Genomic DNA, 25,134 nt, shown 5'->3' on the forward strand with positions numbered 1-25,134 from the left:
ACGGTGTGTGCCTGAACGCCTGGATCACCCGATCGGGGGAACGTCACCGAACTCCCGTGCCCTCCTGCGGGGCAGAGGGGTTGGGGTTGCGGGATGGGCTCGATGCGGTGCGGGGAGGACCGGGTGTCGGTGGTGGCCGGAACGGCAGCGGCCGTTCACGAACTCGACGAGGAGCAGCGCGCGGCGCTCGATGCCTGCGTGGTCGCGGCGCTTGCTCTGAGCAGCAGTGAGGGTGAGGCCCAGGGGCGCATGCGGCTGCTGATGGAGTGCCATGGCCGCTATGTGCGTTCCTTCGGGGTCCTCGGGCAGGCTCCGTCGTACGAGGTGTTCGCCGACCGGATCCGCGGAAGCAGGGTGGCCGACCTCCTGCCGGGGCGGCCCGGACGGTCAGTGCTCGGCGAGCTGTGGCTGCTCGACGACGACGGCATGCCCAGTTCGGCGCTGCACCGGCTCGCGGTGGAGGCCTCTGAGCACGGCCACCAGGCCCCGGGGATCGGTGCCGACATCCGCCATCTGCACAGTCTGCTGCGGGCGGTGGGGATGCTGCCGGCGGGTGCCGGGATGTCGCGGATCTCCGGCGAGACCGTCCAGCACGCCGTCTTCCGCTCGTTGAGGGCCGCGGGCTTCGAGGCGTACACCCGGGGGCGGGAGGCGATGGTCCGCACCCCTGTCCTGACACGGCGTGAGCTGTCCCGTAACACCGCGTTGGTCGAGTTGGGCGCGTACACCGGGATCTCGCCGACGCGGCAGTTCGGCGGCCTGTGGGCGGCGTGTCCGATGTGCGGTTGGACGATGCGGGCCGCCTACCGGCCCAACGGCACGGTGGACCTCGAGTGCGAGGACGAGCGCCACAGTCTGTTGGGCGCCCGGTACCGGGCCGAGCCGACTGCGGCGGAGGGCTGGTGCCTGGCCCCGCGCGGCGAACTGCGCACCGTGCCGGAGCTGCGGCCCGTGGAGGGCTGCGTGGCGCTGCCCTACGCCCTGTGGCTGTGGGTGACGCTCCCGGGCCTGCTGGAGGTCGAGCTGCGCGACCGACTGGTCGCCTTGGGCGCGCAGGTGCGGCTGTGGCCTTTCGGTGACGCCTACGACCTGCACGTCGCTCGTCCCGGCCGGTCCAGGGTGTGGCGGGTCGACGTCAAGACCTGGGCCGACCCGTACGGGCTGGCCCAGAAGCTGCGCGAGGACCCGGAAGGGCCCGGTGAGCTGTGCTTTGTGGTGCCCGAGCACCTGCGCGGGTACCTGCCGCTGCTGCGCCGCCAGGTGCAGGGCAACGGGGCCCGTGTGCTGACCGATACCGATCTGGTGGCGGAGGTGGAGGGGGCGTGAGCAGGACCCTGGCCGCGGCTCTGGCCCTGGCCGAGTACCTCCTTCCCGCACGGTTCCGCGACGGAGAGCAGGTGGTGCGCGTCGCGGACGCCCATGTCCTGCTGAGCGGGCACGCGCCGCGCGTCGTGGCGGGCTGGGAGCAGTGGCCGGAGGCGGACAAGCGGCGCCTGGGCGCGCTGCTGGGCACCCGCCACCGGGGGGAGGCACTGCTGCACCATGTGGAACGGGCCGTCCACGACGTCTTCCGTACCCCGGACGCGGACGATCCGCTGCCCGACCTCTACGCGCTCGGGTACAGCGAGCGGGGGCGGGCGCTCGACGTGCTGCCGGCCCACGGGCAGGACCCCTCGGAGGTCGCCGACCGCCTGCTCGTGCCGACCGGGCGCGGGCGGCTGCTGCGGGTCGCCAGTGGATCGGGCTGGTCCGCGCCGACATCGCGCGGGCGGGTCCAGCTCGCCTTCCCCGACGAGCAGGGGGTGTACAGGCCGCCCCGGGTCGTGACCGCGCCGTCGGTGGACCTGGTGGTGGACGCCGACGAGCTCGGCTGGCAGAGCAGGGACACCGACCAGGGCATGGAGGGTCCGGTCTTCCGCGAGAGGCAGATCGCGCTGCTGCTGCGCGGGACCGTCGGTCGGGGACAACGCCCCTTGGAGCCCGTCGTCCTGCCGCCGGGGCGCATGCACCTGCTGAGCGCGCCCCCGGGCGTGGGCAAGAACGTCTTCGGCCGGGGGCTGGCGATCCAGCAGGCGGCCCTGGAGCGCACCACCGTGCTGGTGGTCAGCGACAACGGCGACGTGTACGGCGAGGCCGCCACTTTGCAGCAGGAGCTGCGGGCGGCAGGCGTCAAGGCGACGGCCACGCCGTTCATCGCCCCCAACAGCCGCTACGGGTTCGCGCTGCGCTCCGCCGCGAAACTGGAGGGCACCGGCGTGCCGCTGGCGCAGGCCTCGGCGAGCATCGCCTTCCTCATCGACAACTCCGCCTACGGGTGTGCCACGAAGGCGCAGCTCGAGGGACGGGACGACTTCGAGGCCGGCAGGGAGCCGTGCACGGTCACCGCCTCGGACGCCTTCGAGCGGCCGGAGCGGGCGCTGTGCCCGTACGTGTCGTCCTGTGGGAAGTTCTCCCACGTCGAGGCCGCGACGACGGCCAGGATCATCGTGACCACCCACGCCTGCTTCCAGTCCGGGATGATCAAGGTTCCGGTGGAGGTCGACGGGGAGGTCCGCAACAGCATCAGCGCGCGGGAGTTCCTGCTGCGCCTGGCGTCCTACGTGGTCGTCGACGAGGTCGACGCCTACCAGTCACGGGGGTTCGAGGAGTGCGGCGAGCTGGAGCTCGCCTCCCGCTCCCGCCCGAACACAGTGCTGCGGCGCATCCGCGACAGCCTGCACCAGGCGCCACCGCGGCTGGCGGTGACGGTGCGCCGGCCCCTGACCCGGGCGGTGTTCCTGGCCGAACAGCTGCTCGACCTGGTGGCCGCAGAGGAGATCTGCACCGAGGTCGCCCAGGCCCGGGCCATGGCCCGCGGGCAGGACCCGCGCCGGACCCGGCAGGTCCTGCAGGACCGCAAGCGCTGGTACCAGCCCCACCAGTGGGACCGGCACCTGCTGGAGAACCTGATCGGAGTGGATCCCGAGGCCGCGGCCACCGCCGAGCAGGCCGACTGCCTGCAGGCCCTGCTCCCGCGCGTGGCCACCCGGCCGGGGGACCGCCCTCCCGCCGCTGTCCTGCCGGACCGGCTGCAGCCCATTCCGGACGTGCTGCAGCGGATGCTCACCATCGACGAGGGCGGCGAGTGGCAGCTGGCTCCTCTCAAGGACGAACTGCGGGAGCTCGTCCACGCCGCGCTGCCCGCCTACGCCGCCACCGAGGGCGGAGGCGATGAGGCACCCGTCGAATCGGCGGTGCCGGCGCAGCGCGGGCCAGGCGGGCCGGGGCCGGTGAGGGTGGTCTCGCATGTCGAGGCCACTGCGGGCGTCCTGCACGCGCTGATGATGAAGGTGTGGCTGACGGCCATCGTCCACACGATGTTCGACCTGACGGACCGGGCGGGCGAGCTCTCCGGGCACGGCATCGACGCGGCCTCCAAGCTCGCCGACGCGATCGGCCACCAGGGCGGCGGCACTGTCGTCCCGTTCGGCCCGCTGGGTCGCCAGCTGGGCGGTTTCCGCTTCGAGGGTCTGGACGACCCCGGCGGTCATGCGAGTTTGACGATGGAGGTGCTGCGTTCCGACCCCCACACCGAGACGCAGTTCCTCGGCAGCATCGTCTCCCTCGCCCTGAGCGGCCGCCAGCGCGCCGTGGTGGGCATGTCGGCCACCGGCTACATGCCGGGCGCGTCGCGCACCCACCTGCTCGCCCGCCCCGACTGGGCGATGCCGGACACCCTCCAGGGCGGCCTGAGCATCTTCAACAGCACTCCCGTCGCCGATGGGAAGTTCCTGGCGGTCGGCAGCACGCCCTACGGCGAACGCGACCAGCGGGTCGTCTCGCTGGCGGCCGGCTACGCGCCGGGCCTGGTGCGCGACCTGGCCCGGCTGGCCGCGGATCCGCGCACCCGGCACCGCGCGCGGGCGCTGGTCACCGTCAACTCCTACCGGCAGGCCCGCCTGTTCGCCCAGGTGCTGTACGACACCGCGCTCGCCCTGGGACGGCGGCTGCGTATCCACGTCGCGGTCGCGGACACCCCCGACCCCTCCCTGCCACCGGTGTGCGACGCGATCGGCCGGCTCACCCGCGACCGTTTCGCGGAACTGGCCGACCTCGACGGCGAAGTGCTCATCTCGCCTCTGCCGCGCACCGAACGGGGCCTGAACGTGCTGACCGTGTTCGAGGGCGTCGCCGTCTCGGCCATCACCCTGATCGCCATGGCTGTGCGGCCGGTCATGCCGGCCGACGAGGCGCCGGTGCTGGCCGCCAGCGTCGCCGCCCGGGCCTGGCGCGACACCGTCCCCGGCGACGACCCCGCCGCCGTTCTGGCCCGGGCCCGCGCGGCGGCCGACGCGCACCTGCGCCTCAACCTGAATGCGCCCCAGCGCTTCTCCGCCCTGCCCGACGAGCTGAAGTACGAGCTCGTCGCCACCCTCCTCGGGCAGAGCGTCCAGCTGGCCGGCCGCGGACGCCGCGGGCAGACCCACGTCGAGCTCCACTTCGTCGACGGCGCCTTCCACGACCCCACCTGGGGATCCGACCTGCCCACCCTGATCCGGGGCCTGCTCGAGCAGGCCCCGCCAGACGACCTCGCCCAGCTCGGCGCCTCCTACGGCCGCACCATCGAGGAATTCGCCGAGTACGCCCACGCTCCGCACCTGCTCCCCGCGCTGCGCGCGGGCTTCCACTCCTACCTGGGAGAGCACGCATGAGCCGCCCGCTCGACAGCGTCGCCCGCAAGCAGGCCCGCCTGCTGCAGTTCCGCACCGCCCCCTCCGATCTGGGGCAGGTGATCGCCTACCGGCCCGACACCGCTGCCCTGGACCTGGCCGGAGAGCTCGCGCAGGAGTACAAGCGCAACGTCGGCTCCGGCCTGGACGTGCAGCCGCCCTACCGCGCGCTGGAGGCCGTCCTGCGCGCAGCCGCGGGCACGTGGGCGCGCTGGCAGTGGAACGACGGCTGCTACGAACTGCTGTGCGCGGCGCCGATCAGCGCCGAGGACCGGCGCGACGTGTTCAGCTACTGGGCCGAGGCCGTGGTCCCCGGCCCCGACGGCCTGCGCATCGGCGAACAGCTGGCCGAACTCCTCGCCCGGGCCGAACCCCGCCCCGCCGTCCTGCCCGAGCCGCCCCGCGCCGGCAGGCGCTCGCGCGGCTGGTGGCCGGGCGAACTCGCCCGCTGGCGCCTCGCGGAGGAACTCGCCGCCCTCGAGTGGCCCCGCAACAACGGCACACCCGTGCGCTTCGCCCTGTGCACCGACGGCCGCCTGGCCGCGATCGGACACGAGCTGCCCGCCGAACCCGACCGCAAGGGCACCGTCCGCCACCTGCTGCCCCGTATCACTGTCGGTACCGCCGCCAGTGGGCACTCCGGGCGCCACGCACTGACCGTCAACGCCGTCACCACCCTCCTCGCCACCTCCTGGAAGGGCGTCTCCACCGTCCTGCTGGCCAACCCCGACCAGCCGCTCGTCGTCGCCGCGGCCACCGACGGCCCGCCGTGGAAGCGCCGCCTGAACGTCCCCGCGGTCGCCGCCAGCCGCCGCTTGGCCGCCCTGCCTCGCCTGAGTAGGAGCGTGCCGCCCTTTCCCGAGCACCTCGCCGACGACGCCCTGGCCGATGCCGCCCCCGGGCCGGTGTGGGCCGTCGCCCCCGCCAGCGTGCGCACCCCCGGCCTGGGCCGCGGACACGGCATGGAGTTCTTCCGCCGCCTCGAGGAGGCCATCGACACCCGGTGCGAGAAGTACAGCCACCGCAGCCCCGTGTTCATCGAGGTCCCCGGCATCAAGGTGCCGCCCACCGAGAGCGGCTCACGCGTCAGCGGACCCGTCCCGCTGCAGCGGATCCCCGCGGCACTGGACGCCGCCGGCGTGGGCACCCTCCTCGTCCCCGTGCTGTGGAGCACCGACGAGGTCCGCGCCCGGGTGAAGGGCGCGATCGCCGCCCAGTGGGGCTGCGGTGAGGACTGGAAGGCCGTCGAAGGCGTCGCCGAACCCGCCGCCGGCGGACGCATCGAGGTCGTCTTCCTCCACGACAAGGCCGGCGCCCTCGGACACGGACCGCACACCGTCGCGGAGCGCGAGCGGGACCTGGCCCAGATGCTCGCCCCCCACACCCGCGAGAACACTCTCGTCGCGGCGGTCTGCGAGACCGACTGGGACCCCGACCGCTGGTACCCGAGCGTCGAAGCCCGCGAGAGGGCCGAGGCCGAGGACGGCAAGTGGCCGTCCAAGCAGGCCCTCGCCCGCCTCGCCGCGACCTCCCAGTACATCAAGCAGGCCCCACCGCCGGTCCCCACCCACACCCGCGAGGGCAAGCCCTACAACGAGAAGTACCGCGCGAAGAAGGTCGCCTCCCGCCAGAACGGGCTCGACAGCTCGACCGCGAACGTGCTGCGCGAGATCCTCAGTGGCGTCGGCGCCACCGACCACCGCCTCGGTGCCGCGTTCGGCAGACTGCCGCTCGAGAACTGGTGGCACATCGGCGTCCACGTCCGCCGCCACGCCCAGCGCCGCACACCCGGCAAGCGCCGCACCACCCAGCCGGCACCGATCACCGCCACCCTCACCGCCATGCGCCCCACCGGCGGGAAGGACGACCCCTGGCAGGTCTGGGCCTACAGCCCCCAGTGCGGGCGGTGGCAGCCCCGCGGCCCGGCGACCACCGCGCTGCACGCCGCAGACCTCGCCTGGGACGTCAGCGGATACCGCACCGCCGCGGACGAGACACTCCAGGCCCGCGCCGCCGCGGACATCGTCGAACAGGCCCTCATCGCCACCCGCACACAGCTCCCCGCCGCAGCCCCCGCGGTGCTCTACGTCGACGGAGACTCCGCCGAGTACATCTGGGCAGGTCTCACCGACGAAGCCCTGAGCCAGGACCCTCCCCCCGACATGCCCCGCCCGGCATCCTGGCTGCCCGGCCACAGCCTCCCCCGCGCCCAACGCCCCCTGGCCACCGTCCGTGTCGTCAGCGACCTGGAACGCATCGGCCGCCCCACAGGCGCCCACATGCGCACCGGCGACGGCACCTGGCGCGCCACCGACACCACCAACAGCCTCTTCCAACTCGCCACCGACGACGGCACCCTCACCTACCCCGACCTCCTGCTCGTCAACGTCCCCCGCACCTGGGCCGCCGGCCCCGCCAACCGCTTCGGCAAGGACGAGACACGCTTCGACAGCGGCAGCCAGAACAAGAACGGCTACGCCCACACCGCCACCCGGTTCACCGTCATCGCCCAGAGCCCCGACGCCGACTGCGACCTCATCGGAGCCGCCGCCGCCGTCCTGACCAACCAGGGCATCACCTCCGACGTCCGCCAGAGCACACCCACCCCCCTCCACCTCGCCCGCAGAATGGACTCCACCCACCCCTACTACCGCCGCACCGCAGAGAGCACCGAGGAGGACCCCGACGACGCACCGGCCGAATCCGGTGCGGACGAAACCCCCGGAACGTGAGCCGCGCACAGCCGGCCGGGCCGGCATCCGTCCGGGGCCGGCTGCCACCGGCCGCTCCCGCAAAGGCACCACGCCGGTGCGGCCGACGTCCACATGCTCGCCGGGACCGGTGACGCACCCGGCCCGGTGACCGGGCACGATGCCGAGGCCGAGGTCTTGCGGGGCACCGTCTCCTCGAGCCGCAGAGGCTACGAAGCGGGCCGACCGGCCCTTCGACGGCGGTGACCCGGCGCCGTCAGGGATGGGGCGCGCCCAGGACGGGCAACGCCGCCGCGGCACGCAGGTCTCGGTGAAGGTGGCGGGCGCGGAAGCGCGGGCCGCTCGACCGGGTGTCACGGCCATTGTCGGACATCGGGCTCGCCAACGGGCTCGGGCCGGGCAGTACGCGGCCCACGTGCCGGGTGGGCTGTCTGGGTCAAGGAGCGTGCCTGGACCGCCCGCCAGCCCCGGGCAAGGGCACGGGACGCCGCCGGGATGCGAGGCCTACACCTCGACGTAGCCGACGACGACGATCGTCCGGCGGACCGTGACGTGGTAGATCACGCGCACGCGGTCGATGTCGTCGCGGTAGTCGCGCAGCTGCCCGCCCGGCAGCGGGTGGCCGATCTCGGGGCGCACCGAGATCGCGACGAGGGCGCGGTCGAGGCGGTGGACCTGGGGTGCGGTCAGCTTCTCGACCTGGCGGGCCGCGAGGTCGGAGAAGGCCACGTCGGCACGGCACGGGAGCGGGGGTTCAGGCGACACGCTGCTCAGTGTGCCCGGTCGCCAGCTCCGCGAGGCGCTGTTCGCGCAACTCCTCCCAGGGCACGCACGCCTCGGGGTCGGGAAGGCCGTGGGTGGCGATGTCCTCCAGGAACGCGGCCAGCTGCTCCGCCCTGCCCCGTTCCTCCTCGGCCAGGGCGCGCAGCGAGTCGGCCGACCCGCCGTCGAGCGGTACCCGATTCTCGTTCGACGTCATCACGCTCTCCATCCGGCCCCGGGTGGACTGGGCCCGGGAGCAATGAACCCACGGTATCCACCATCGCGGGAAAGGGAACCGTACTCGGTGAAGTCCGCGAACGCGCCCTCTCCCTTCCCGGAACCGGGCGCCCTGCCCGCCTGCGTCCGTGCCCTGGCTGCTCGGGAATGAGCGGGATCCGTTTCCGCGAACTCAGCCGGTCCATCCCTTCGCTTTCCGGGCGGGCGTCCGCAATAACACTTCAACGGGCTCGCATTTCCACCGGAAAGCCAGGTTCTCGTTCTTGAAATAGGCCACCGAAAGGAATGGGAAGAAAACAAGGCAGGATCTTTGGTCGTCGTGGGAGGCGGTCGGCGGTCACGCGAAGGCCCGGCGGTCGCCCTCGGCGGACAGTGCCGCGAGGTCGGCCGCCGTGCGCGGGGATCGCTGGGCGGTGCAGCTGACGGTCCACCGGCCGTCGGGGGTGCGCAGGGTCATGACGCATCCCTCCCGGCCGGCGGGCCGCTCGCAGGCGCACCAGGCCGAGGCGGCCGTCCATCCGGGCCCGCACGACCCCGGCCCCAGCAGGCGGGCCAGCTCCGCGCACGGCGGTCCGTCCATCGTCTCCAGTCGCAGGCCCCCGTAGGCGGCCCACGCATCGGTGGCCTGGACCGCCCCCGTGCCGGCGGTGGCCCGGATGCGGCGCAGCAGGGGGGACAGGAGCGCGGTGGGCCGCAGGGCGGTGTCGCGGATGCCGGCTTCGGCCGCGTGCTCGTCGGGCGTCCAGTCGGGGCCGGTGACCAGGGGGCCTCGGGAGCGCTCGGCCGCGGCGGCGGCGCGGGGCCACCAGCGGGCGGGGAAACCGGTCAGGCGCAGCAGGCCGGGGGTGCGGGGCCGGTAAAGGTGGACGGCGGAGGCGGTGGTGTGCCAGCGCAGGCCGTACACGCCGCCCACGCGGTCGCGGGGGTCGGTGCGGGTGTGGGCGTCCCAGGCGTGGCAGGGCAGGAGGGCTTCGGCCCACAGGCGCACGATGTAGGGGCGGGGTGTCAGGCGCAGGGTCAGCCGGTGCGGTTCGGGGTGGAGGGAGGCGATGCCGAGCGGGTGGGCGCCCTGGATGCCGATGCGGCACACCGCGAGGGTGGCGGCGGCCTCGAGCTCGGCCTGCTCGGGGTCCGCGGCCGCGATCGTGCGGATGTCGGCGCCGGAACGGTGGAGGGCGGTAAGGGCCTGGTGGGACTCGCCGGTGCAGGCGCGGCGGTCCCTGGTGGCGGCCAGGAGAGCGGGACGGGTGTCGGGCCTGATCATCGCGTGGGTCTTTCCGCGCCGGTACAGCCCCCTCCTGTTCCGGCGACGGCGGTGACGGCCCATCAAGACCTGTGCATACGTGTGGACGTGGGGTTTCTGGCCGGTCCTGGGCTGCGGGACCGAGGAGGGGGCCTCCCGCAGCGCGGCCGGGCACCCACCGGGGCCCGAACCGCATCATCGCGCCCGCGCCGGGTGCGGGGCAAGGCGCCACGCCGCGCCGGGTACGGGGCTGCGCAGGCCGGCGTCCGGGGCAGCACCCGCCGGCGGGCGCGCCGGCCGTACGCTCCTGCCGGGTGAAGCGCTCAGTCACAGCTTCACCCGGCCAGTTGAGCGCCGTATACGTGGCTCAGTAGGCGATGTCGATGGCCTCGATACCGGTGAACTCGACCTTGAGGCCTGCGGCGCGTCCGCCCTGCTTGAAGTAGACCTCCTGGAAGCCCTCGGCCATGATCTCGCGCAGCTTCTCCTCCCCCTCCCCCTGGTCCTGGGCGGCGAAGAGGCGCTCCGCGTAGGCCGGGGGAAGACGGACGGTCAGCGGGCGCAGGCGGGCCTCGTCGGTGGTGCCGACCGGGGCGGTGTAGCCGAAGTAGGCCCGTACCTCCACCGTGATGCCGCCGGTGCCGGCGGCCCGCTGGCGGGCCTTGCGGCGGATGCCGGGCTGCCAGGTCCTGCGCAGTTCGCGTTCCAGTGCCTCGCGCAACGCGGCGCGGGGGTGTTTGCGCTGGCCCTTGAGGTAGCGCTCGACGGTGCGGCGGCTCACGCCCAGGCGCGCGGCCGTGGCGGCTGCGTCGCCTTTGAGGGCCTTGACCAGGGCCCGCATGCGGGCCTGCGCGGACTTCGGCAGCGGCTGGGTGAAGTGCCGGGGTGCGGCCCGGTCGAGGGCGTCGCCGATCTCCTCCACGGCGCTCTACTTCCCGTCCGTGATGCTGCTGTCATAGCCCTTGATGTGGCGCGCGGGGTTGAGCGGCTGCTCGCCCTCCAGCCAGTCCACGACGGTCAGCATGCTCTGGACACCCTCGACCTTCGACAGCCCCGGGGTGGCACCGAGGCGGAACGTCCCGGGAAGGATCCTCCCGGAGCCGGTGAGCGGCAGGAAGTCCAGCGGGCCGGGGCCGGGGCTCGCGTAGACGACGCAATCGTTGTTGACACCGAGCGGGTAGCGGCCGTTCACACGGGCGACGTTGGCCATCTTGCGGTGCATGTTCACCCGGGCCTTGGCGATGACCGCGGCACGGATGTCGGGGCGCCACGTCGGCCGCTCCAGCGCCGACCAGGCGTCGCCGGGTCGATAGGTCAGGCCCCGGGGACGCTCTCGCAGTTTCCCGATACCGAACTTCACCGTCGACTTCACCGCCGACAGGACGATGGCGATCTGGTGGTGGCGCCAGCAGGCTGCGGCAAGTTGATCGTCGCCCGTCTGCGCCAGGTGGCCCAAGCCCTCGGCGGCCAGGGCCCGCCGCAGGGCGTCGAGGTCCCCACCCGTGTCCTTGAGGAGGCGATGGGCGGTCATCGCGGCGAGGAAGGCGCGCTCGTCGGTGTCCTTGTCGACCGGGATGCCGGCCTCGGCCATGGTGGTGACGTAGGCCTCGCGCAGGCGGTCGTGCCACGGGTCCAGGTAGGCACCGGACTGCTCGCGCACGTACGCCTCGATGGGGGCGACGTCGAAGCCGAGCTCCACGGCGTAGGCGACGGTGGGCGTGGCGTACCAGGCCGGGCCCGTCGGGGGCCGGCCGGTGGGGGTGAACGGGGAGGGCAGGCGCGGGTCGGTGGGAATGTGGGACAGGTCCACCAGCCAGGACCCTGGCAGCTTCTTGTCGAAGCGCGGCCGGTGGACGTGGACCGGGCCGGACAGGCCGACGGAGAGCCGGGCGGCGGCGGCGAGGTAGGCGGTGTTGATGTCGATGCCCACCGCGAACGGCTCCAGCATCTCCGCCTCCGAGAGGGTCTCCAACGGGCGGATCCACTGGTACGACTCCTCGTCCAGGAACCCTCCCTCCCAGCCCTGCGCCGCCGGATGCTCGACCAGGACCTCCGGCGGCGCCGCCTCGTGGACCTCGGTCAACGCGCCCGGATTGGGTCCGGAGACCCACCCGCCGGTGGCCCCGTCGCGCACCGCCCGGGTCGGGGGCCGCAGCGCGGTCATGAGTTCCAGGCCGCAGGTCGCGGTGGAGCCGCGGGGGGTGATGACGCGTTGGGCGTAGATGCCGAGGACGCGGGCCAGGTCCGGGGCGGGCAGGGTGGCGGCGTCGCCCCAGGCACGACTGTCCAGGGCGTGCCAGGGCAGGATTGCGAGCTGCACGCACTGGCGGCGTCCGTCCTTGACCGGCCGGTAGATGCGGGCCCAGGGGCCGAAGCCGCGGCGGGTGAGCTGCCACTTCGAGCGAGCAAGGGCCTTGACGACCTTGTGGTCCTCCGACAGGCGCTGGGAGCGTCGGGTGGCCGGGTCGTCGTCCAGGGTGGCCGGAAGGCCGAACTTCTCGGCCGCCTCCGCGGTGAGAACGATCAACGGGTCGCCGTCCCGGCCGTTGCGATGCAGGCGGGCGGCGCCCAGGCCGGACTCGTCCAGCGCCCAGGTGACCAGCTGCGCAAGGGTCGTGGCCGGGCATTCCAGGAGCAGGCCGCCGACGCCGTGGGCGGTGCTGTTGCCGTCCAGCACCACTAGCGGCCCGTTCGGGAAGTGCCCGTCGAAGTAGGGGGCCGGACGCGCCGAACGGCGCAGCACCGGCTGCCCGTCCGAACGAGCAGCCACAGACTGGACGGCGGGCGTCTGCGGAGCGGACTCGGTTGCTTCCTCCGCCGCAACGGGCTGCGGCTCGGTGTCCGTCGGCACCACCGGGGCCGGCACGACCGATGCCGGGGTGAAGACCGCCGGAACCTCCACGACGGTCGAGGTGGCCGGAGCCGGAGCCGGGTACTGCCTGGCCCAGCCCTCCAGGAGGCGCGCGTAGGCCTCCAGACGCGGCGGGCGCGGCTCGGAGCGCCCAGATTCCCAGTTCTTCACCGACTGCACCGTCGACTTCAGCGCCCGTGCCAGTTCCGCCTGCTTGACTCCGGCGGCCTCCCGAAGCCGCGCCCGCTCCGCCGGTTCCGGCAGCCGCGGTCCCGGCCCGGCCAGCAGGGCGTCCACCGCCGCGAACAGCTCTTCTTGTGTGGGCATCGGAACCCTGTCTCCCTTGACTCCGCTCCAGTTCGGATTTAACCCTCACATAGATACCAGAAGCATGGCGGCATACACCAAATGCCTGTTCAAGTAGGCTAGTTGCCAGGCCTCTGGATTCTTCTGGCGATGATGTCTTAACCTTGGACTATCATCGTGCGGGCTGGGCGCCGGGAGTCCGTACGGCTGCCGTTCGATGCCGTTCGCCTTGCCTGCGGCCCAGTCGGTTTGGCCTGCCGCTCGGTGCTACCGCAGACGGCCGCACGGACCGGACGAACGGCTGCGCGACCGACCGTCGGCGCCAAGCCCTCGCCCACGGTGTCAGCCACCGGGCGGTAGGCCCGATGCGTGGCCCTTGAGGTGAGCGAGAAGCTGGGACTGGAGCCGCTCAACGCGACATCAACGCGGTCCGTACCCGGCTGGAGCGCGTTGCCAAGGACCGCCGGGCGCAGCGGCCCGGGCGCGGCCTGTACACCGTGGCGGCCCAAGGGGCAGGGTCCGGGACCTGAGCCGAGGGAAGGGGTGTCGCTGTCCGGTGAGGCCGTGATCGCCGCATCCGCCTGCTGCCGGGGCCCGGGCCGGGCAGCGGTCGGATACCCGTACGATCCGGGGCGTGCCAGACAACATCGACCATGGTCCCCTGTCCCCGGCCGGCTGCGAACCGGTGCCCGGGATCGGCGTACGGGTCTGCGCGGTGATCCTGCAGGGCCGGGAGATGTGCCTGCTCCACCGTCCGAGCCCGGAGGGTGACCAGTACGTGCTTCCGGGCGGGCTCGTCCTTCCCGGGGAGGATGTCTCGCAGGCCCTCGGCCGCGCGCTGGGCGCGTTGATCGGCCTCGACGTCGCCGCGCTGCCGGCCGCGCCCCGGCTGCAGTGGGTGCAGGACCAGCTCGCGGAACGGACTCCCTCCGGGGCTCGGGTCCTTCGGCGCCTGCATCTGATCCACCTGCTGCGGGTGCCTCTCGTTGAACGGCGGGCTATCGCAGAAGCCGGGCGGGCTACCGGAAATCCGGCCCGGGTGGTGTGGCGGGACGTCCTGCAGGCGGCCGCTCTGGACCTGTCTCCCGCAGTGGGCGACGTACTCGGCTCCCTGTCCGGTCCCGATGCCGCGGTCCGGGTGCTGCTGCCCACGATCACGCACCCTGTCCGTGGAGCCTGAGGCCGACCCGCGGAACCAGGACCGGTACCCGGGTGTCCCGAACGTACACAGCCTCCTGGGGGCCTGCACCGTCGGCGCGGCCGCGCTGCACACCCGTGCATCGCCGGACCACGGCACCCGGTGCGGGGCGCGGTCAGAGCAGGCCGAGGTCGAGCGAGGCGATCGCGACCGATTCGCTGGATGTGGGCACCATCAGGTCGGCCGCGGCGCCCAGCACGGTCCAACACACCTCCCGGCTCGCCCTGTCCAGGTGCGCGGGCGGGCTGGCGACGAGCAGGCCGCGGATGTCGGTGACGGGGGCGGCGACGAAGGTCACATGGGTGGGGTGGTCGACGGGAGGCCGTAGCGGTGCGGACGCGCGTGCCGGGCCGGTGATGTCGATCCACCAGCTTGCCGGCGCCAGGGCGTTGAGAGCCTCCCGCAGGTGGTCGGCGGACGGAGGCATGTCGAAGGCGGTGAGAAGGACACGGGCGCCGGCGCGGGGCCAGGTCGCGGGCGTGCCGGGCGGGTCGGCGACAGTGAAGCCTGCTGCGGCCAGGCGCTGTCTGATGCGTCCTGCCGTCGGGCCGGTTCCCATGACGATGACGGTCCCTGGTCCCACTGTGTGTCCTCCCCCTCGGATCCACAGGTAGTCAGTGTCGCCGATGGTCCAGGCGATCGGCGTGAGGCGCGCGGCCCCGTACCGGGTGGGGGAGAGCCGGGTGCGCCGTGCTCAGCTGCGTGTCGCCGTCATATTCGGACAATGTCGTCGCACAGGGTAGCCAGGGCCAGGACGACGTCGTGAGCGCCCGCGATGTCCGGTTCGGTGTCCGCGTCGCAGGGAGCGGCAATGAGCAGGCGGCGCTGCAGCAGGCGTTCGGAGTCGCGCAGGTGCGAACGGACGGTCGCGGCGTTCATGTCGAGTTCCGCAGCCGCAGTCTCGACGTGGGTGTTGGCCCGTGCCCAGGCCGCCAGTGTGGTGAGCAGGGGCTTGCGGTCGGTGCGCAGTGGCTGGAGGAACTGCTCGACCCAGCGTCGTACTTCGTCGGTGTCGAGGAGTTGGTTGATCTCCACGGACTCGGTGTCGGGCTGGACCCGGTGGAGGCGGCGGGATCTGATCTCCAGTGCGAGGCCCAGCACGGCCCGGTGGCCGATGTCCTGGAGGTCGGCGCCCAGGAGGTCGGCGGCCTCACCGAGGCGGCGGGCGACCGTGTTGCGGTGGGTGCCCAGGATCCGGGCAGCGGCGGCAGGCTGGAAGTCCAGGCCCAGTCGCAGGGCCGACAGGAGGTGGCTGCGGCGGTCCTCGGGAAGGCGCAGGAGAGGGGCGAGATATGCCTGGGACCAGGACCAGGCGCGGATGTCGAGGACGTGGGCGAGCTGGATCTCGGTGATGTAGAGGTGGACCCGGGAGGGAACACGCCGGGCCACGGTGAGGGCGCGGCTGGCGTCGAGGTAGGCCTGGTTCGTGTCGCCGAGCCGGTGGACGCAACTGCCGCCGAGGAAGCGGCGCGGGGCGTCCTGGGCCACCTGGGTGAGGCCGTCGAGGACGTCGTGGTCGGTGCTCCGGCAGGGGGCGACGACGATCACCTCGTCGGGGAAGGCGGGGCAGGCGGAGACGAGGGCGCTGGCGCCGACAGCGTCCTGGCACTGTTGGACGACGACTGGTCTGTCGGTGCGCGAGGATGCCTTGAGGACGAACACACGGCACTCCTCGGTGTCGAGGACGCCCGGGGCGATGCCTGCGGCGGTGCGCTGTGCGTCGGTGGTGTGGCCGGTCATCAGCAGTTGGAGGACAGCCTGGCGCACGGCGGCTTCGCCCTGTCCGAGGCGGGCTCCGGCGCGCGTGGTCTTCTCGACAGCGCTCTGTGCGGCCAGGAGGTCGAGCACACGGGCGACCACGGAGTTGGCTTCCAGTGGGAAGGCGGGGGCGGTCAGGGCGAGGACGGGGGCGGGGCGCAGGTCGCCGATCGTGAACAGCCGGACCTGGCGACCCCCGACGTCCAGTGCCGCCGAGCGGATTCCTCCGTCGGCGAGTTTGGCGATCTCCCCGTGGACGGGTCTCAGCAGGTCCTGGGCGTCGGCGGGGGCCGCTGCCGTGACGGCCGAGCCCGGGCAGACCACGGCCGCGCGGACGTGCAGGGCGGAGGCCAGCCAGCCGACGATGCGCTGGGTGCCGTCCGGCTGGCCGAGGTGGTGGATCTGGTCGAGGACCTCGCGCTGGAGGCCGGTGGTGCGCACGAGCTTAGCATGGTGTTCCTGCGTCAGGGCACGGTGGAGCACCAGCCAGTGCGCCGGCTCGTCGCTGATGGACAGCAGGGGTATCCCGAACCGGGCTCCCGCGCTGCGCAGTGCGGCCGGGACGCCGGAGGCGTCGGGCGGCTGGGCCACGGCCACAGCCGTGGCCTGGGCACGCTTGAGGCGCGCCAGGGTACGGGTCAGCTGGACGGGGTCACCCAGTCGGGGGTCGTGACGCTGAATGACCACCAGATGACGGTGGGCCAGGGCAGGCTCGAGGTCGCTGCCCGGGACCAGGGCGAGGACGCCCTCCAGTGGCCGGTCACCGTCCGCCGAGGGGCAATCCTCTACGAAGCGCAGCCCTGCGTGGGGCACACTGGTCGCGAAGTGCAGTGTGGGCAACCTGACCTCCCGGGAGCGGGTACTTACTCGTACGCCCGGCGCCCTCCTCTCGGCGCAGGCGCTGGGCGGGCGTCCGGGGGTGTAGCGACATGAAACCTGAACGGATTCAGAGATTGTGACGGACCGGTCGAAGTATCCGACCGACGTCGACAACACGGTATGCGGTCGCACCGACACGTGGCGGCATGTTGGAGTGATTGCGAGAAGGGGGAGCAGCCATGAGTGGTGCTGATGACATGCCAAGGAACACCCTGGCCGAGAAGATGGAGAACCTGCGGCAGGCGCTGACGCCGGAAGGACAGCGCCCCTTGTCGGACGCCGCTGTCGCCACCGCGATTGCTGCGGCCGCCGGGGACGATCCCGCGATCAACGAGAACACGCTGTACAGGCTGCGTACGGGGCGCATCGACAACCCGAGCATGCGGACCCTGTCGGCGATCGCGAAACATTACGAAGTCTTGACCGACTACTTCGACCCCCACGCGTCATGGGATCCGTGTGAACTGCGATTGGTGACAGCGGCCCTGGCCCGCGTGGAGGTACGCGGCGTTGTCCTGCGTCTGGCCACGTTGCCCGAGGACAAGGTCACCGCACTGGGGCGCCTGCTGGACGCCTCCTAGGTCGCGCACCCGGCGCACTCGGCAGCGGTGAAAGTGCGCCGGTGTGCGCTGGTCGAGGTTTCGGCCGCGGGCATGGTGCTCCCGTTCAGTACCGCAGTCTCCGGAGTTTGATTACGTTCAAGGTGTCCCGCCCGGCAGTACGACGCTGACCGCCAGACGGAGCACCCTGACGCGCTGGTGGTGTGCAGCCTCGGGTGCCCGTCGGCACGGGCGACCACTACAGGAGGCCGCTGACCATGTCCGTGCAAGACCTGCCCGCCCCCGCCGCCGCCGACCTGCAGGGGGTTCTCACGGCCTGCCGCAAGCGCAACAACGAGGTGTCGCAGGAGAAGGTCGCCCTGCTGGTCGGAGTCTCGGGGCGCCACTACGGAGATTTCGAGCGGGGCAAGGTCCGCCGTCCCTCCCTGCTTCTGCTGCAGCGGGTCGCGCTGGTGCTGAACATGAGCCCCTCCGAAGAACGGTCGATGTACGAGCTCTTCGAAGTCCCGGCCGCCTGACGCATCGGCGTGCGGCCGCAGGGACGCAGGCGCGGCCGGCCGTCACCGCATGCCGGTCTCGGGGGGTGTGGCTGGTCCCTGCCCCGGCCACCGCACGCCGTACTGCGGGTCGTTCACTGCGTGAGCCGCAGGGCCGCCCGCCGGCGGCATCACGGTGCGGTCGACTCCGCGGTCACGCTCACGCCGGCGCATCTCCTGCCGGATGTACCGGGCGCCGTACTCGTGCCACCGCCACAGGCTTCGCGCCGACCTCGCCTCCCGCAGGAGGGCTTCTCGCCGCGGCACCACGGACAGGCAGTCGGCCGCGACCGCTTCCTCCTTCAACCGGGGCAGCGCTGCCGAGAGGAGTCCCGCGTCGCCGATCGGGTCGCGCGATTCGGGGGCCGTCCGGCGGGCTTCGTCCAGGTGGCGGCGCACGTCCTGGCCGTACGTACCGGCCAGGGTGTCCAGGGTCCGGGCGTGGGCCCGGCACGCCTGGGCGCGCCGGTGCAGCCGGCGTCGACGGACCGGCGGCCAGTGCCCTCGCAGAACGACGGGCCATCGGGAGCTCAGGGCCAGCGCCTCGAACACTGCGGCCTGCCGCCGGCGGCCGACGGCGGCCCGGGCGGCCCGGACACGGTTCGCCTCGGCCTGCTGGGCCCGCCGCATCCACCCGGCCGCGGTCTCCAGCCGGTGGCGGCGCCGCTCCAGGGCTGCGGACTGCGGCCCCCGGCCGGCCAGGGCCTCCGCCCGCAGCCTGTCGGCGCCCAGGCAGGCGGCGCGGGCGCGCCGGTCGGCCTGCCACATCGCCCACTCGGCACACCGCAGGGCACGGGCGAGATCGTCGCCGCGGCGGTGGACGTGGGGACGCGCCGCCGTGGACATGGTGTCCGCGGCCGGGTCGCCGGCGTTTGCGGCGGCGACCGGGGGGGTCCAGCCGGTGGGTGGCAGCAGGTCGAAAACGCCCTCCAGCGCGGGGTCGGTGGGCCGTGGACCGGACGGTTCGGGGAACGCCGGCAGGTCGAGGTCGGCCTCCAGCGCGTGCAGCAACCGCTCGGCCGCGGCCCGTTCCTCTGCGGTGCGGGCCTCCAGGCGCAGACTGTCCGGCATGTCGCACTCGGAGTCCGGGACGGTGGGGGCGATGCCCTGTTCGAAGCCCCGGGCGTTGAGGTCACGGGCCTGCAGGTAGCGGCGCCGCTCGATGGCGTCCAGGCTCTCCAGCGGCGACGGCGTGGCCCAGCTCTCCTCGAGGACGGACTCGAACACGAGCTGGGCGAGCGGTTCGTCGGGCGCCGACGGCGAGGTGAGGAGCAGCCAGGCCCCGTGGAGGTGTTCCGGGGGAACGCTCGGCAAGAGGCGGTGCAGGGCGCCGGAGGGCCGCAGGGCGAACAGGGCGCGGGTACCGGTCACGACGTCGTGTTCGACGAGGGAGTAGAGGGTGTGCCCCACCTGCCAGGACGGGCCGATTCGGGTGCGGGGGTCCTCGGTACGGCGGGCGACGGGGTCACTGATGCCGAGTGTGCGCTCCTCAGGGGGAATGCGCAGCCACGGCCCCCCGGCCCCCTGGTCCCGCGGTGTCCACCAGTCGGGGTGCACCGTGCACGTCCTCCTTGTCCTGCGGCAGGGCGGGGGGAGTGGGAAGGACCGCGGGCCGCTCGGCGCGCAGGGTCAGGCGGCCCGGTGCTCGTAGCCGTCGTCGTCGCCGAAGACGTCCTCGGTCGTGCGGCCCATCGCCAGTTCCCAGTCCTCGTCGCTCGTCTCGTCGCGCTCCAACGCCGTGCCTCCTGCTTGCGAATGGGCCGGGACGGCGAGGGGTCATGGGGGGAGCTCGCCGTCCCGGGTGGCCGGTCCGGGTGGGCCGGGTCTCCTCCACAGTGCCTCCTCGCGGGCCCTTGCGCAGCCCGCCGGGCGGCAGATCCCGCCTGACGGGATCTGCCGCCCACGGTTTCCTCCAGGCGGGATCGGACGCCTTGTCAGCTGCCCGGCATGCCCAGTGCGGGCCTTTCATGGCAGGGCAGGCAAGGGCCCGCCCTGTCCGGCGGTCTTGCGGGTGCCGGGGTTCGACACGGGAAGGAGCGGGCGCCATGGGTCTGAGCGACGGACAACTGTCCTCCCTGGCGGACTTCGCCACTGCCCGGGCGGAGCGGCTGCGCTCCGGGCCGGTCAGCATCGTGGCGATGCGCCAGCACCTGGATACGGGCGACGCTGTCCTGCTGGGCGACTTCCCGGGGGCACCGGTGCGCTTCGTCGAGCGATGGTGGCGAGCGGACGAGGGGTGGTGGGAACCGCTGGAGGAGGCGGCCGTCGCGGCTCTGGACGAGCAGGCCCGGCGATGGGCGCTGTCCCAGCAGGCCGTCTTCACGCAACAGGCTCCGAACCCGGCGGAGCAGGAATGAACGGCCCGGAAGCGTACTCCGAGGAGGCCCTGCTGGGTTCGGTCCTGGCCGATCCCCGCCGGGCGCTGGAGGTGCGTGGCTGGCTGCGGGCCGAGGACTTCGCGGACCCGTGGCGACGGGAGATCTACCGCCTGCTGGTGGACCACCACCTCTACGCCCATCCGAGGGTTCTCGCCGCACCGCCCCAGCAACGGACCCAGGTGCTCGCCCGCCTGGTGCTGGAGGACCTGCACGCACGGGCCAGTGCCGACGGCTGGGCGAGTACCACCGACTGGAAGCAGGTCGCCGACTACGTCACGAGTCTGCCCGCCGGCGTGCCCGACGCCGCCAACGCCGCCCAGTACGGCCGGGTGGTGGCCCAGTCGAGTCTGGAGCGCACCGTCGGGGCGCAGGGCGAGTTCGCGGAGCGGGCGGTGCTGGCCGCCGTCCTGGCCCGTCCCGAGGAAGGCGCGCGGCTGGCCGGCTGGCTGGAGGGCGGCGACTTCCAGGACCCGTGGTTGGGGCAGATGTACAGGGCCCTTGTGGAGGAGAAGCTGTACGCCCACCCTGCGGTCACCGTCCGCAGCTCCCCCGGTGAGCGGCAGGAGGTACTGGCCCGGATGCTCTACGAGCAGCTGCGGTACAAGGCCTCCCACGAGCGGTGGACGGTCCCCGACTCCGTCTGGCCGGCCGTCGCGCAGCAGATCCACGCCCTCACGACCACGCAGCAGGTCCCCCACCCCGAGCACGCCGCGCAGCTCGGCCAGCGGGTCCTGCAGACCAGCATCCAGCTGGAGGTCGCCCAGGGCTCCTGGCGCGTGGAGAACACGCTGATGATGCTGGGCGCGCCCGCTGCCGAGATGGGGATCAACGCCGTGCTCGGCACCCTCCAGGCGTTGGAGGACCGCTGGGAGCAGGCCATGGGCCGCGTCGGGGCCGTCGGCGCCGTGATGGCTCCGCAGACCTCCCCGCGCCCTGAGACGGCGTTCACCGAGGACGCCGTGCTGTCGTCGTTGTTGCGCGATCCGGGCCAGCTGGAACAGGTCGCCCGCTGGCTGCGCGCCGAGGACTTCACCCAGCCGGGCCGGGCCCAGCTGTTCACCGCCATCCAGGACGCGGTCACCCACCGCGGCACGGTCGACCCGGCGCTGATGGTGTGGGACGCCCACAGGCGCGGCACCGCCGGGCCCGGGTCGCTCACCCCCGAGCAGGTCTGGGCGATGTACCAGGAGGGCATGCCCGGCATCGCCCACAGCGCGGGCCACCGGCTGGTGGAGGCCAGCATCGTGCACCACGTACGCGGCGCGACGTCGGCGATCAACGCTGCCGTGGGCGATCCCGCCGCCGCCCCCGGCATGGTCATCGGCACCGCCCGCGGACACCTGCAGCACGCCGCCGACCAGGCCTCCCGGCTGGCTATGGCCCCCTGGGCCGGTGCACGCACCGGGCAGGGGGTGCGGTGAGCTCCGCCGCCGCCGCGCCCCGCGCCCCCGACGGCCTGCTCGCGCCGTGGCGGCACCTGCCGCGGCTCGCCGGCGTCCTCACGCAAGCCTTCGCCCCGGCCGCCGCCCGCCCCGGGTGGATGCGCGCCCTGTTCGCCCCGTACTGGCTGATCGAGACGGCCGTCCACCGCTGCGCGGGCCGGGTGATGTCGCGGGGCCCGGCGACGCTCGTGCTGCGGCGGCCTCAACCCTGGACGCGAACCGCCTGGCAGAACGCGCTGCTCCTGCCCTGCGCCGTGGCCGCGTTCGCGGCGGTGCTCACCCCTCCGGCTCTGGCGGGGGCCGTCGTCGGCAGCGCCCTCGCGGGAGCGGACGGCGGCCGGTACGCGACGACCGCCGTACTGTTCCTGGTCGCGGCTCTGCTGCTGTGGCAGCTCGCCGCACTCGTCGGGGCGGCGCGTACAGGTGTGCGACTGCGCCGTGAGGTCAGGGTTCTGGCCGGGCCGTGGGCGGAGGTCGGATCGCTGGCCGGGGGCCGCGACGGGCAGGCGACCCGGGACCTGGTGCGTACGGTCCTCGCATGGGCCGACGACAATCGAGTCGCCCTGGTGGCGGTGGCCGCGAACGACCGGCTCGCCCGCCTGTACGCACGGGTCGGGTTCGCGCCCCTCTCTCCCGGATCGCCGGTCCTTGCCCGCCGGCCCCGTCCGGCCGGCTCCTCCTGGCGCCCGCTCCCGCGTCCCGCCGGCGACCGGGCACCGGTGCTTCGAGCACGGCGCCTGCACCGGTCCGCCCGGGACGCGTCGCCCGGGCGGACCGGTGGTCAGCGCTCAGGCCTTCGGGTCGATCCAGGTCACCAGGAGCGCGCCCAGCGCGACTCCCGGGCCCAGGCCGAAGACAAGGCCCCGCCCACCATCTGCGGGTGGGGTGCGGTACGTGCGCTCCAGCACGGAGAAGACGGTCGGCCCGCCGAGGTTGCCCTCTTCGGCCAGCACCTCGCTCGAGTGCCTGGTGAACTCCTCGTCGACGCCCAGGACGGCGGCGAGCTTGGCCAGGATCGCAGGCCCGCCGGGGTGGAGTATCCCGAAGTCCAGGGGCCTGTCGGCGTGCTTCTCCAACCACGCCAGCAGGGCCGGAGCCAGGTCGGTGACGGAGCGCAGGGAGGCCCGGGTGGAGGAGAAGTGGTCGCCGCGCTCGTCCGTCTCCTTACGGTAGCGGTCGGTGGTGTGGGGGATCACGTACTCGAGGGTGTGGTCGATGCGCAGGGACGCGTCCGGCCCGAGCGGCCGGGCCGCAACGACGGTGGCGGCCACCAGGTCGCCCCACAGTGCCTTGTAGATGAGGTCCTCGATCGACAGCAGCGACTGCTGGTACAGCGAGGACAGGAACTCCCCCGCGACGACGAGCACGTTGTCGTCCGGGTACCGGGCCAGGTGCTCCTCCGCCATGACCAGTGCCTGGACCCCGCCCGCGCACGCGAGCTGTGTCATGGGACGGCGCCGGATGTCGGGGCGCAGCGGCAGGGTGTTCTGCAGGTGGACGTCGAGTCCGGGCATGCGGTCGCCGGTGGAGCTGGTGGTGACGATGCAGTCGATGTCGGCGAGGGTGATGCCGGCGTGGTCCGTGGCGGCACGAGCGGCTTGTCGGGCGGCTTGGAGGATGACGTCGAAGACGTCGTCCTTGCGTTGGGTGGGACTGCGGTCGGCGACTATCTCCTCGTAGGGGCGCAGGTAGCGGCGTGTGCCGGGGAGGTTGGTCAGCGCCTTGCGGGCGACTTCGAGCTTGGGGTGGTTGGGGTTCCAGGCGAGGATGTCGTCCCGGACCCGGGCGGCGGCGACGACGTGCTCGCCGAGGACGAGGGCGGGTCGGCTGACGTAGGCCGTGGTGGTGGTCAACGGTGTCCTTCGGGTCTGACCCGCGGGGGCGGGCCTGATGGGTGCGGTCGAGCCTCCGGGCCCGGACGTCCGGCCTGCTGGGCAGGCGTGGGCGGGGGCGGGGGAGGTGGGGCACGCCGGCGGGGCGGCGTTGGGGGCTGCCCGGCTCAGGCGAACGGGCCGGGCGCATCCGGACTGTCGGTACCGGGGACGGGCCGGGACTGTGGGGCCGGCCCGCGGTGCGGACGCGTCACGCCGGCGGTGGCGCGGCCGGCTGCGGATGCCGGGCCGCGCCGCCGTGTGCTCGTGGCGCCCGGCCTGGGGGGGTGCGCGCAGCATGTGCGGAGCGCGGTGGGGCCTGCCGCTCCCCGGTGTCCGCACGGGGCTGTGCGCAGCGGTGCGACGGGTGAGCGCCGTGACATCCTTCCCCCCGGGTCGGCGGATGCTGATGGCGATCACGCTACCTGCCGGTACCGGATCCGCCATCGGCCGCTCGGAGGCGGGTGTCCTGCCGCGCGTTGTGCGGGTCGGGAGTTGACGAATGGTCACCCCTCTGTGTACCCGGGACAGCGGTCGTTAGGGCGCGCCGGCTCCGGTGGCCTGTTGCGTGATCTTGTACAGCTCGAAGCCGTCCAGGACCTGTTCCAGTGCGCCGGGGCCCGTGGTGCGCGCGGTGTCGGCGTCGGTGTCCGGCTCGGGGAAGAGGTCGAGGTCGAGCAGGTGGTGCAGGCAGGCGAGCGTGACCTGTGCGCCGCGGGTGACGAGCGGCACCAACGCGTCGGCAGGCTCGGGCGCGCAGGCCAGGGCATAGCCGAGGGGTTCGGCGGCGCTCTCGTGCAGGGGGCGGCCGCCGGGCATCCGCTCGGCCAGGGCAAGGCGGGTGAGTTCGACGAAGGCGTGGCCGAGGACGGTGGCGTCGGTGCTGAGCAGGCCGGCGTCGAGCCGGTCGAGGACGTCGGTGATGTCGCGGGCGTGGGCGGCTCCCGGGGCCGGCCGGTCCGCCAGGAACGGGGCGGTCGGCGGCTGGTGGCGCAGGGCTGCCGTGTGCAAAGCCGTGTAGGCCAGGCGGGCGAGGGCACCGGTGAGGGCGATCGCGGCGTCGGCCTCGGTCAGGGTCGGGTGGCGGTCGGCGAGGTCGCGCACCGCGTGCTTGGTGCGGGTGAGGACCGTCTGGTCGGCGGTCCTGCGGGCGAGGTCCAGCGCGAATATCTCGCTGTCCTCGTACAGGTGCCGGTAGGGGTCGCTGGGCACGGCGATCTCCGGTGGTGTAGCAGGACGGCCTGGGCCGGGCGCGCTGCAATCGGCTTGGCGGGTACGGGCGTTGCCTGGTGTCCAAGGAATACCATCCCGGTGCGAACGAGGCGGGGCCCACCCTGCTGTCCGTGGCTGTCGCGTCCGGGGTGGCATCGGTTCGCGGCGATGCGGGGGTACCCGTCGGCGCGCTGGCCCGGCTGTGTGGAAGGAGTCCGGGACGTTGGCGCGTACCTCCCGCACGTCCTGGCGGTCGGTGGCAGGGCGGCGGTGCGGCGCACGCCCTAGCGGCCACGTGGAGCCGCTGCGAGGGGATTCGGACGTGAGTCGCGGCGCCCTGACGCCCTGCGTGCGGTGGTCCGCAGCCACCGCACGGGGGACTTCGGCGGCCGGGCGCAGCCCCGCCGACCGGGATCTGCCGTACGGTCCGTCGGCGGGCCTATGCCCCGGCGAGGGCGGCTGCGGGCGTGGGCCGGGGCGG

General features: G+C 73.3%; 18 protein-coding genes. 8 read left to right on the forward strand and 10 right to left on the reverse strand.

Annotated features, from left to right (window positions below):
- The first annotated feature begins 93 nt into the window (after nt 1-93).
- From ACW14Y_RS41870 to ACW14Y_RS41880, 3 genes are read left to right on the forward strand one after another with little or no spacing between them, the layout of a single operon-like run.
- The gene (locus ACW14Y_RS41870) at nt 94-1,326 is read left to right on the forward strand and encodes a restriction endonuclease-related protein (RefSeq protein ID WP_456988802.1); all 1,233 of its coding nucleotides are present in this window, start codon (nt 94-96) and stop codon (nt 1,324-1,326) included.
- Entirely contained in the window at nt 1,323-4,691 is a 3,369-nt protein-coding gene (locus ACW14Y_RS41875; RefSeq protein ID WP_456988804.1) for a hypothetical protein, read from the forward strand. The genes ACW14Y_RS41870 and ACW14Y_RS41875 overlap by 4 nt, the downstream gene beginning before the upstream one ends.
- Nucleotides 4,688-7,441 carry an RNaseH domain-containing protein gene (locus ACW14Y_RS41880; RefSeq protein ID WP_456988806.1) on the forward strand — a complete coding sequence of 918 codons (2,754 nt, stop codon included), beginning with the start codon at nt 4,688-4,690 and terminating at the stop codon, nt 7,439-7,441. The genes ACW14Y_RS41875 and ACW14Y_RS41880 overlap by 4 nt, the downstream gene beginning before the upstream one ends.
- Before the next feature lie 483 nt (nt 7,442-7,924).
- Here ACW14Y_RS41880 and ACW14Y_RS41885 read toward each other — a convergent pair whose 3' ends face one another.
- From ACW14Y_RS41885 to tap, 5 genes are all read right to left on the reverse strand, one after another.
- Nucleotides 7,925-8,149 (reverse strand): hypothetical protein, encoded by a 225-nt coding sequence (locus ACW14Y_RS41885; protein WP_456988808.1) that lies wholly within the window; start codon nt 8,147-8,149, stop codon nt 7,925-7,927.
- Nucleotides 8,150-8,174: 25 nt separating this feature from the next.
- Nucleotides 8,175-8,399: a hypothetical protein gene (locus ACW14Y_RS41890; protein WP_456988810.1), complete on the reverse strand. Its 225-nt coding sequence runs from the start codon at nt 8,397-8,399 to the stop codon at nt 8,175-8,177.
- A gap of 357 nt (nt 8,400-8,756) precedes the next feature.
- Nucleotides 8,757-9,683: a hypothetical protein gene (locus ACW14Y_RS41895; RefSeq protein ID WP_456988812.1), complete on the reverse strand. Its 927-nt coding sequence runs from the start codon at nt 9,681-9,683 to the stop codon at nt 8,757-8,759.
- A 346-nt stretch (nt 9,684-10,029) separates the two neighbouring features.
- Nucleotides 10,030-10,584, reverse strand: a complete 555-nt coding sequence (tpg, locus tag ACW14Y_RS41900) for a telomere-protecting terminal protein Tpg (protein WP_456988814.1) — start codon at nt 10,582-10,584, stop codon at nt 10,030-10,032.
- 6 nt (nt 10,585-10,590) lie between these two features.
- Nucleotides 10,591-12,840 (reverse strand): telomere-associated protein Tap, encoded by a 2,250-nt coding sequence (tap, locus tag ACW14Y_RS41905; RefSeq protein WP_456988816.1) that lies wholly within the window; start codon nt 12,838-12,840, stop codon nt 10,591-10,593.
- A gap of 613 nt (nt 12,841-13,453) precedes the next feature.
- Between tap and ACW14Y_RS41910 the strand changes: the two genes are divergently transcribed.
- Complete coding sequence (locus tag ACW14Y_RS41910; protein WP_456988818.1) at nt 13,454-13,999, forward strand: NUDIX domain-containing protein; 546 nt, start codon at nt 13,454-13,456, stop codon at nt 13,997-13,999.
- Between the two features lie 133 nt (nt 14,000-14,132).
- Here the strand turns inward: ACW14Y_RS41910 and ACW14Y_RS41915 are convergent, their stop codons facing one another.
- Both ACW14Y_RS41915 and ACW14Y_RS41920 read right to left on the reverse strand, forming a co-directional pair.
- Nucleotides 14,133-14,576, reverse strand: coding sequence for a hypothetical protein (locus tag ACW14Y_RS41915; protein WP_456988820.1), 444 nt, complete (start codon nt 14,574-14,576; stop codon nt 14,133-14,135).
- A gap of 152 nt (nt 14,577-14,728) precedes the next feature.
- A complete protein-coding gene (locus ACW14Y_RS41920) occupies nt 14,729-16,462 on the reverse strand; it encodes a helix-turn-helix domain-containing protein (protein ID WP_456988822.1) in 1,734 nt (577 codons plus the stop codon).
- A gap of 371 nt (nt 16,463-16,833) precedes the next feature.
- Here ACW14Y_RS41920 and ACW14Y_RS41925 point away from each other — a divergent pair, with 371 nt between their 5' ends.
- Nucleotides 16,834-17,235: a hypothetical protein gene (locus tag ACW14Y_RS41925; RefSeq protein WP_456988824.1), complete on the forward strand. Its 402-nt coding sequence runs from the start codon at nt 16,834-16,836 to the stop codon at nt 17,233-17,235.
- 236 nt (nt 17,236-17,471) lie between these two features.
- Nucleotides 17,472-17,732 carry a helix-turn-helix transcriptional regulator gene (locus ACW14Y_RS41930; protein ID WP_456988826.1) on the forward strand — a complete coding sequence of 87 codons (261 nt, stop codon included), beginning with the start codon at nt 17,472-17,474 and terminating at the stop codon, nt 17,730-17,732.
- Between the two features lie 42 nt (nt 17,733-17,774).
- On the opposite strand, the gene ACW14Y_RS41935 is transcribed toward ACW14Y_RS41930, so the two are convergent.
- Nucleotides 17,775-19,307 (reverse strand): hypothetical protein, encoded by a 1,533-nt coding sequence (locus ACW14Y_RS41935; RefSeq protein WP_456988828.1) that lies wholly within the window; start codon nt 19,305-19,307, stop codon nt 17,775-17,777.
- Nucleotides 19,308-19,795: 488 nt separating this feature from the next.
- Here ACW14Y_RS41935 and ACW14Y_RS41940 point away from each other — a divergent pair, with 488 nt between their 5' ends.
- Together ACW14Y_RS41940 and ACW14Y_RS41945 are read left to right on the forward strand one after the other, a co-directional pair.
- Complete coding sequence (locus ACW14Y_RS41940) at nt 19,796-20,107, forward strand: hypothetical protein (protein ID WP_456988830.1); 312 nt, start codon at nt 19,796-19,798, stop codon at nt 20,105-20,107.
- A complete protein-coding gene (locus tag ACW14Y_RS41945) occupies nt 20,104-21,549 on the forward strand; it encodes a DnaB-like helicase N-terminal domain-containing protein (protein ID WP_456988832.1) in 1,446 nt (481 codons plus the stop codon). Before ACW14Y_RS41940 ends, ACW14Y_RS41945 begins: the two co-directional genes overlap by 4 nt.
- An 809-nt stretch (nt 21,550-22,358) precedes the next feature.
- Here ACW14Y_RS41945 and ACW14Y_RS41950 read toward each other — a convergent pair.
- Nucleotides 22,359-23,423: a PhlD gene (locus tag ACW14Y_RS41950; RefSeq protein WP_456988834.1), complete on the reverse strand. Its 1,065-nt coding sequence runs from the start codon at nt 23,421-23,423 to the stop codon at nt 22,359-22,361.
- 555 nt (nt 23,424-23,978) lie between these two features.
- Complete coding sequence (locus ACW14Y_RS41955) at nt 23,979-24,653, reverse strand: hypothetical protein (RefSeq protein ID WP_456988836.1); 675 nt, start codon at nt 24,651-24,653, stop codon at nt 23,979-23,981.
- Between the last annotated feature and the right edge of the window lie 481 nt (nt 24,654-25,134).

Source organism: Kitasatospora sp. cg17-2, from assembly GCF_054031055.1.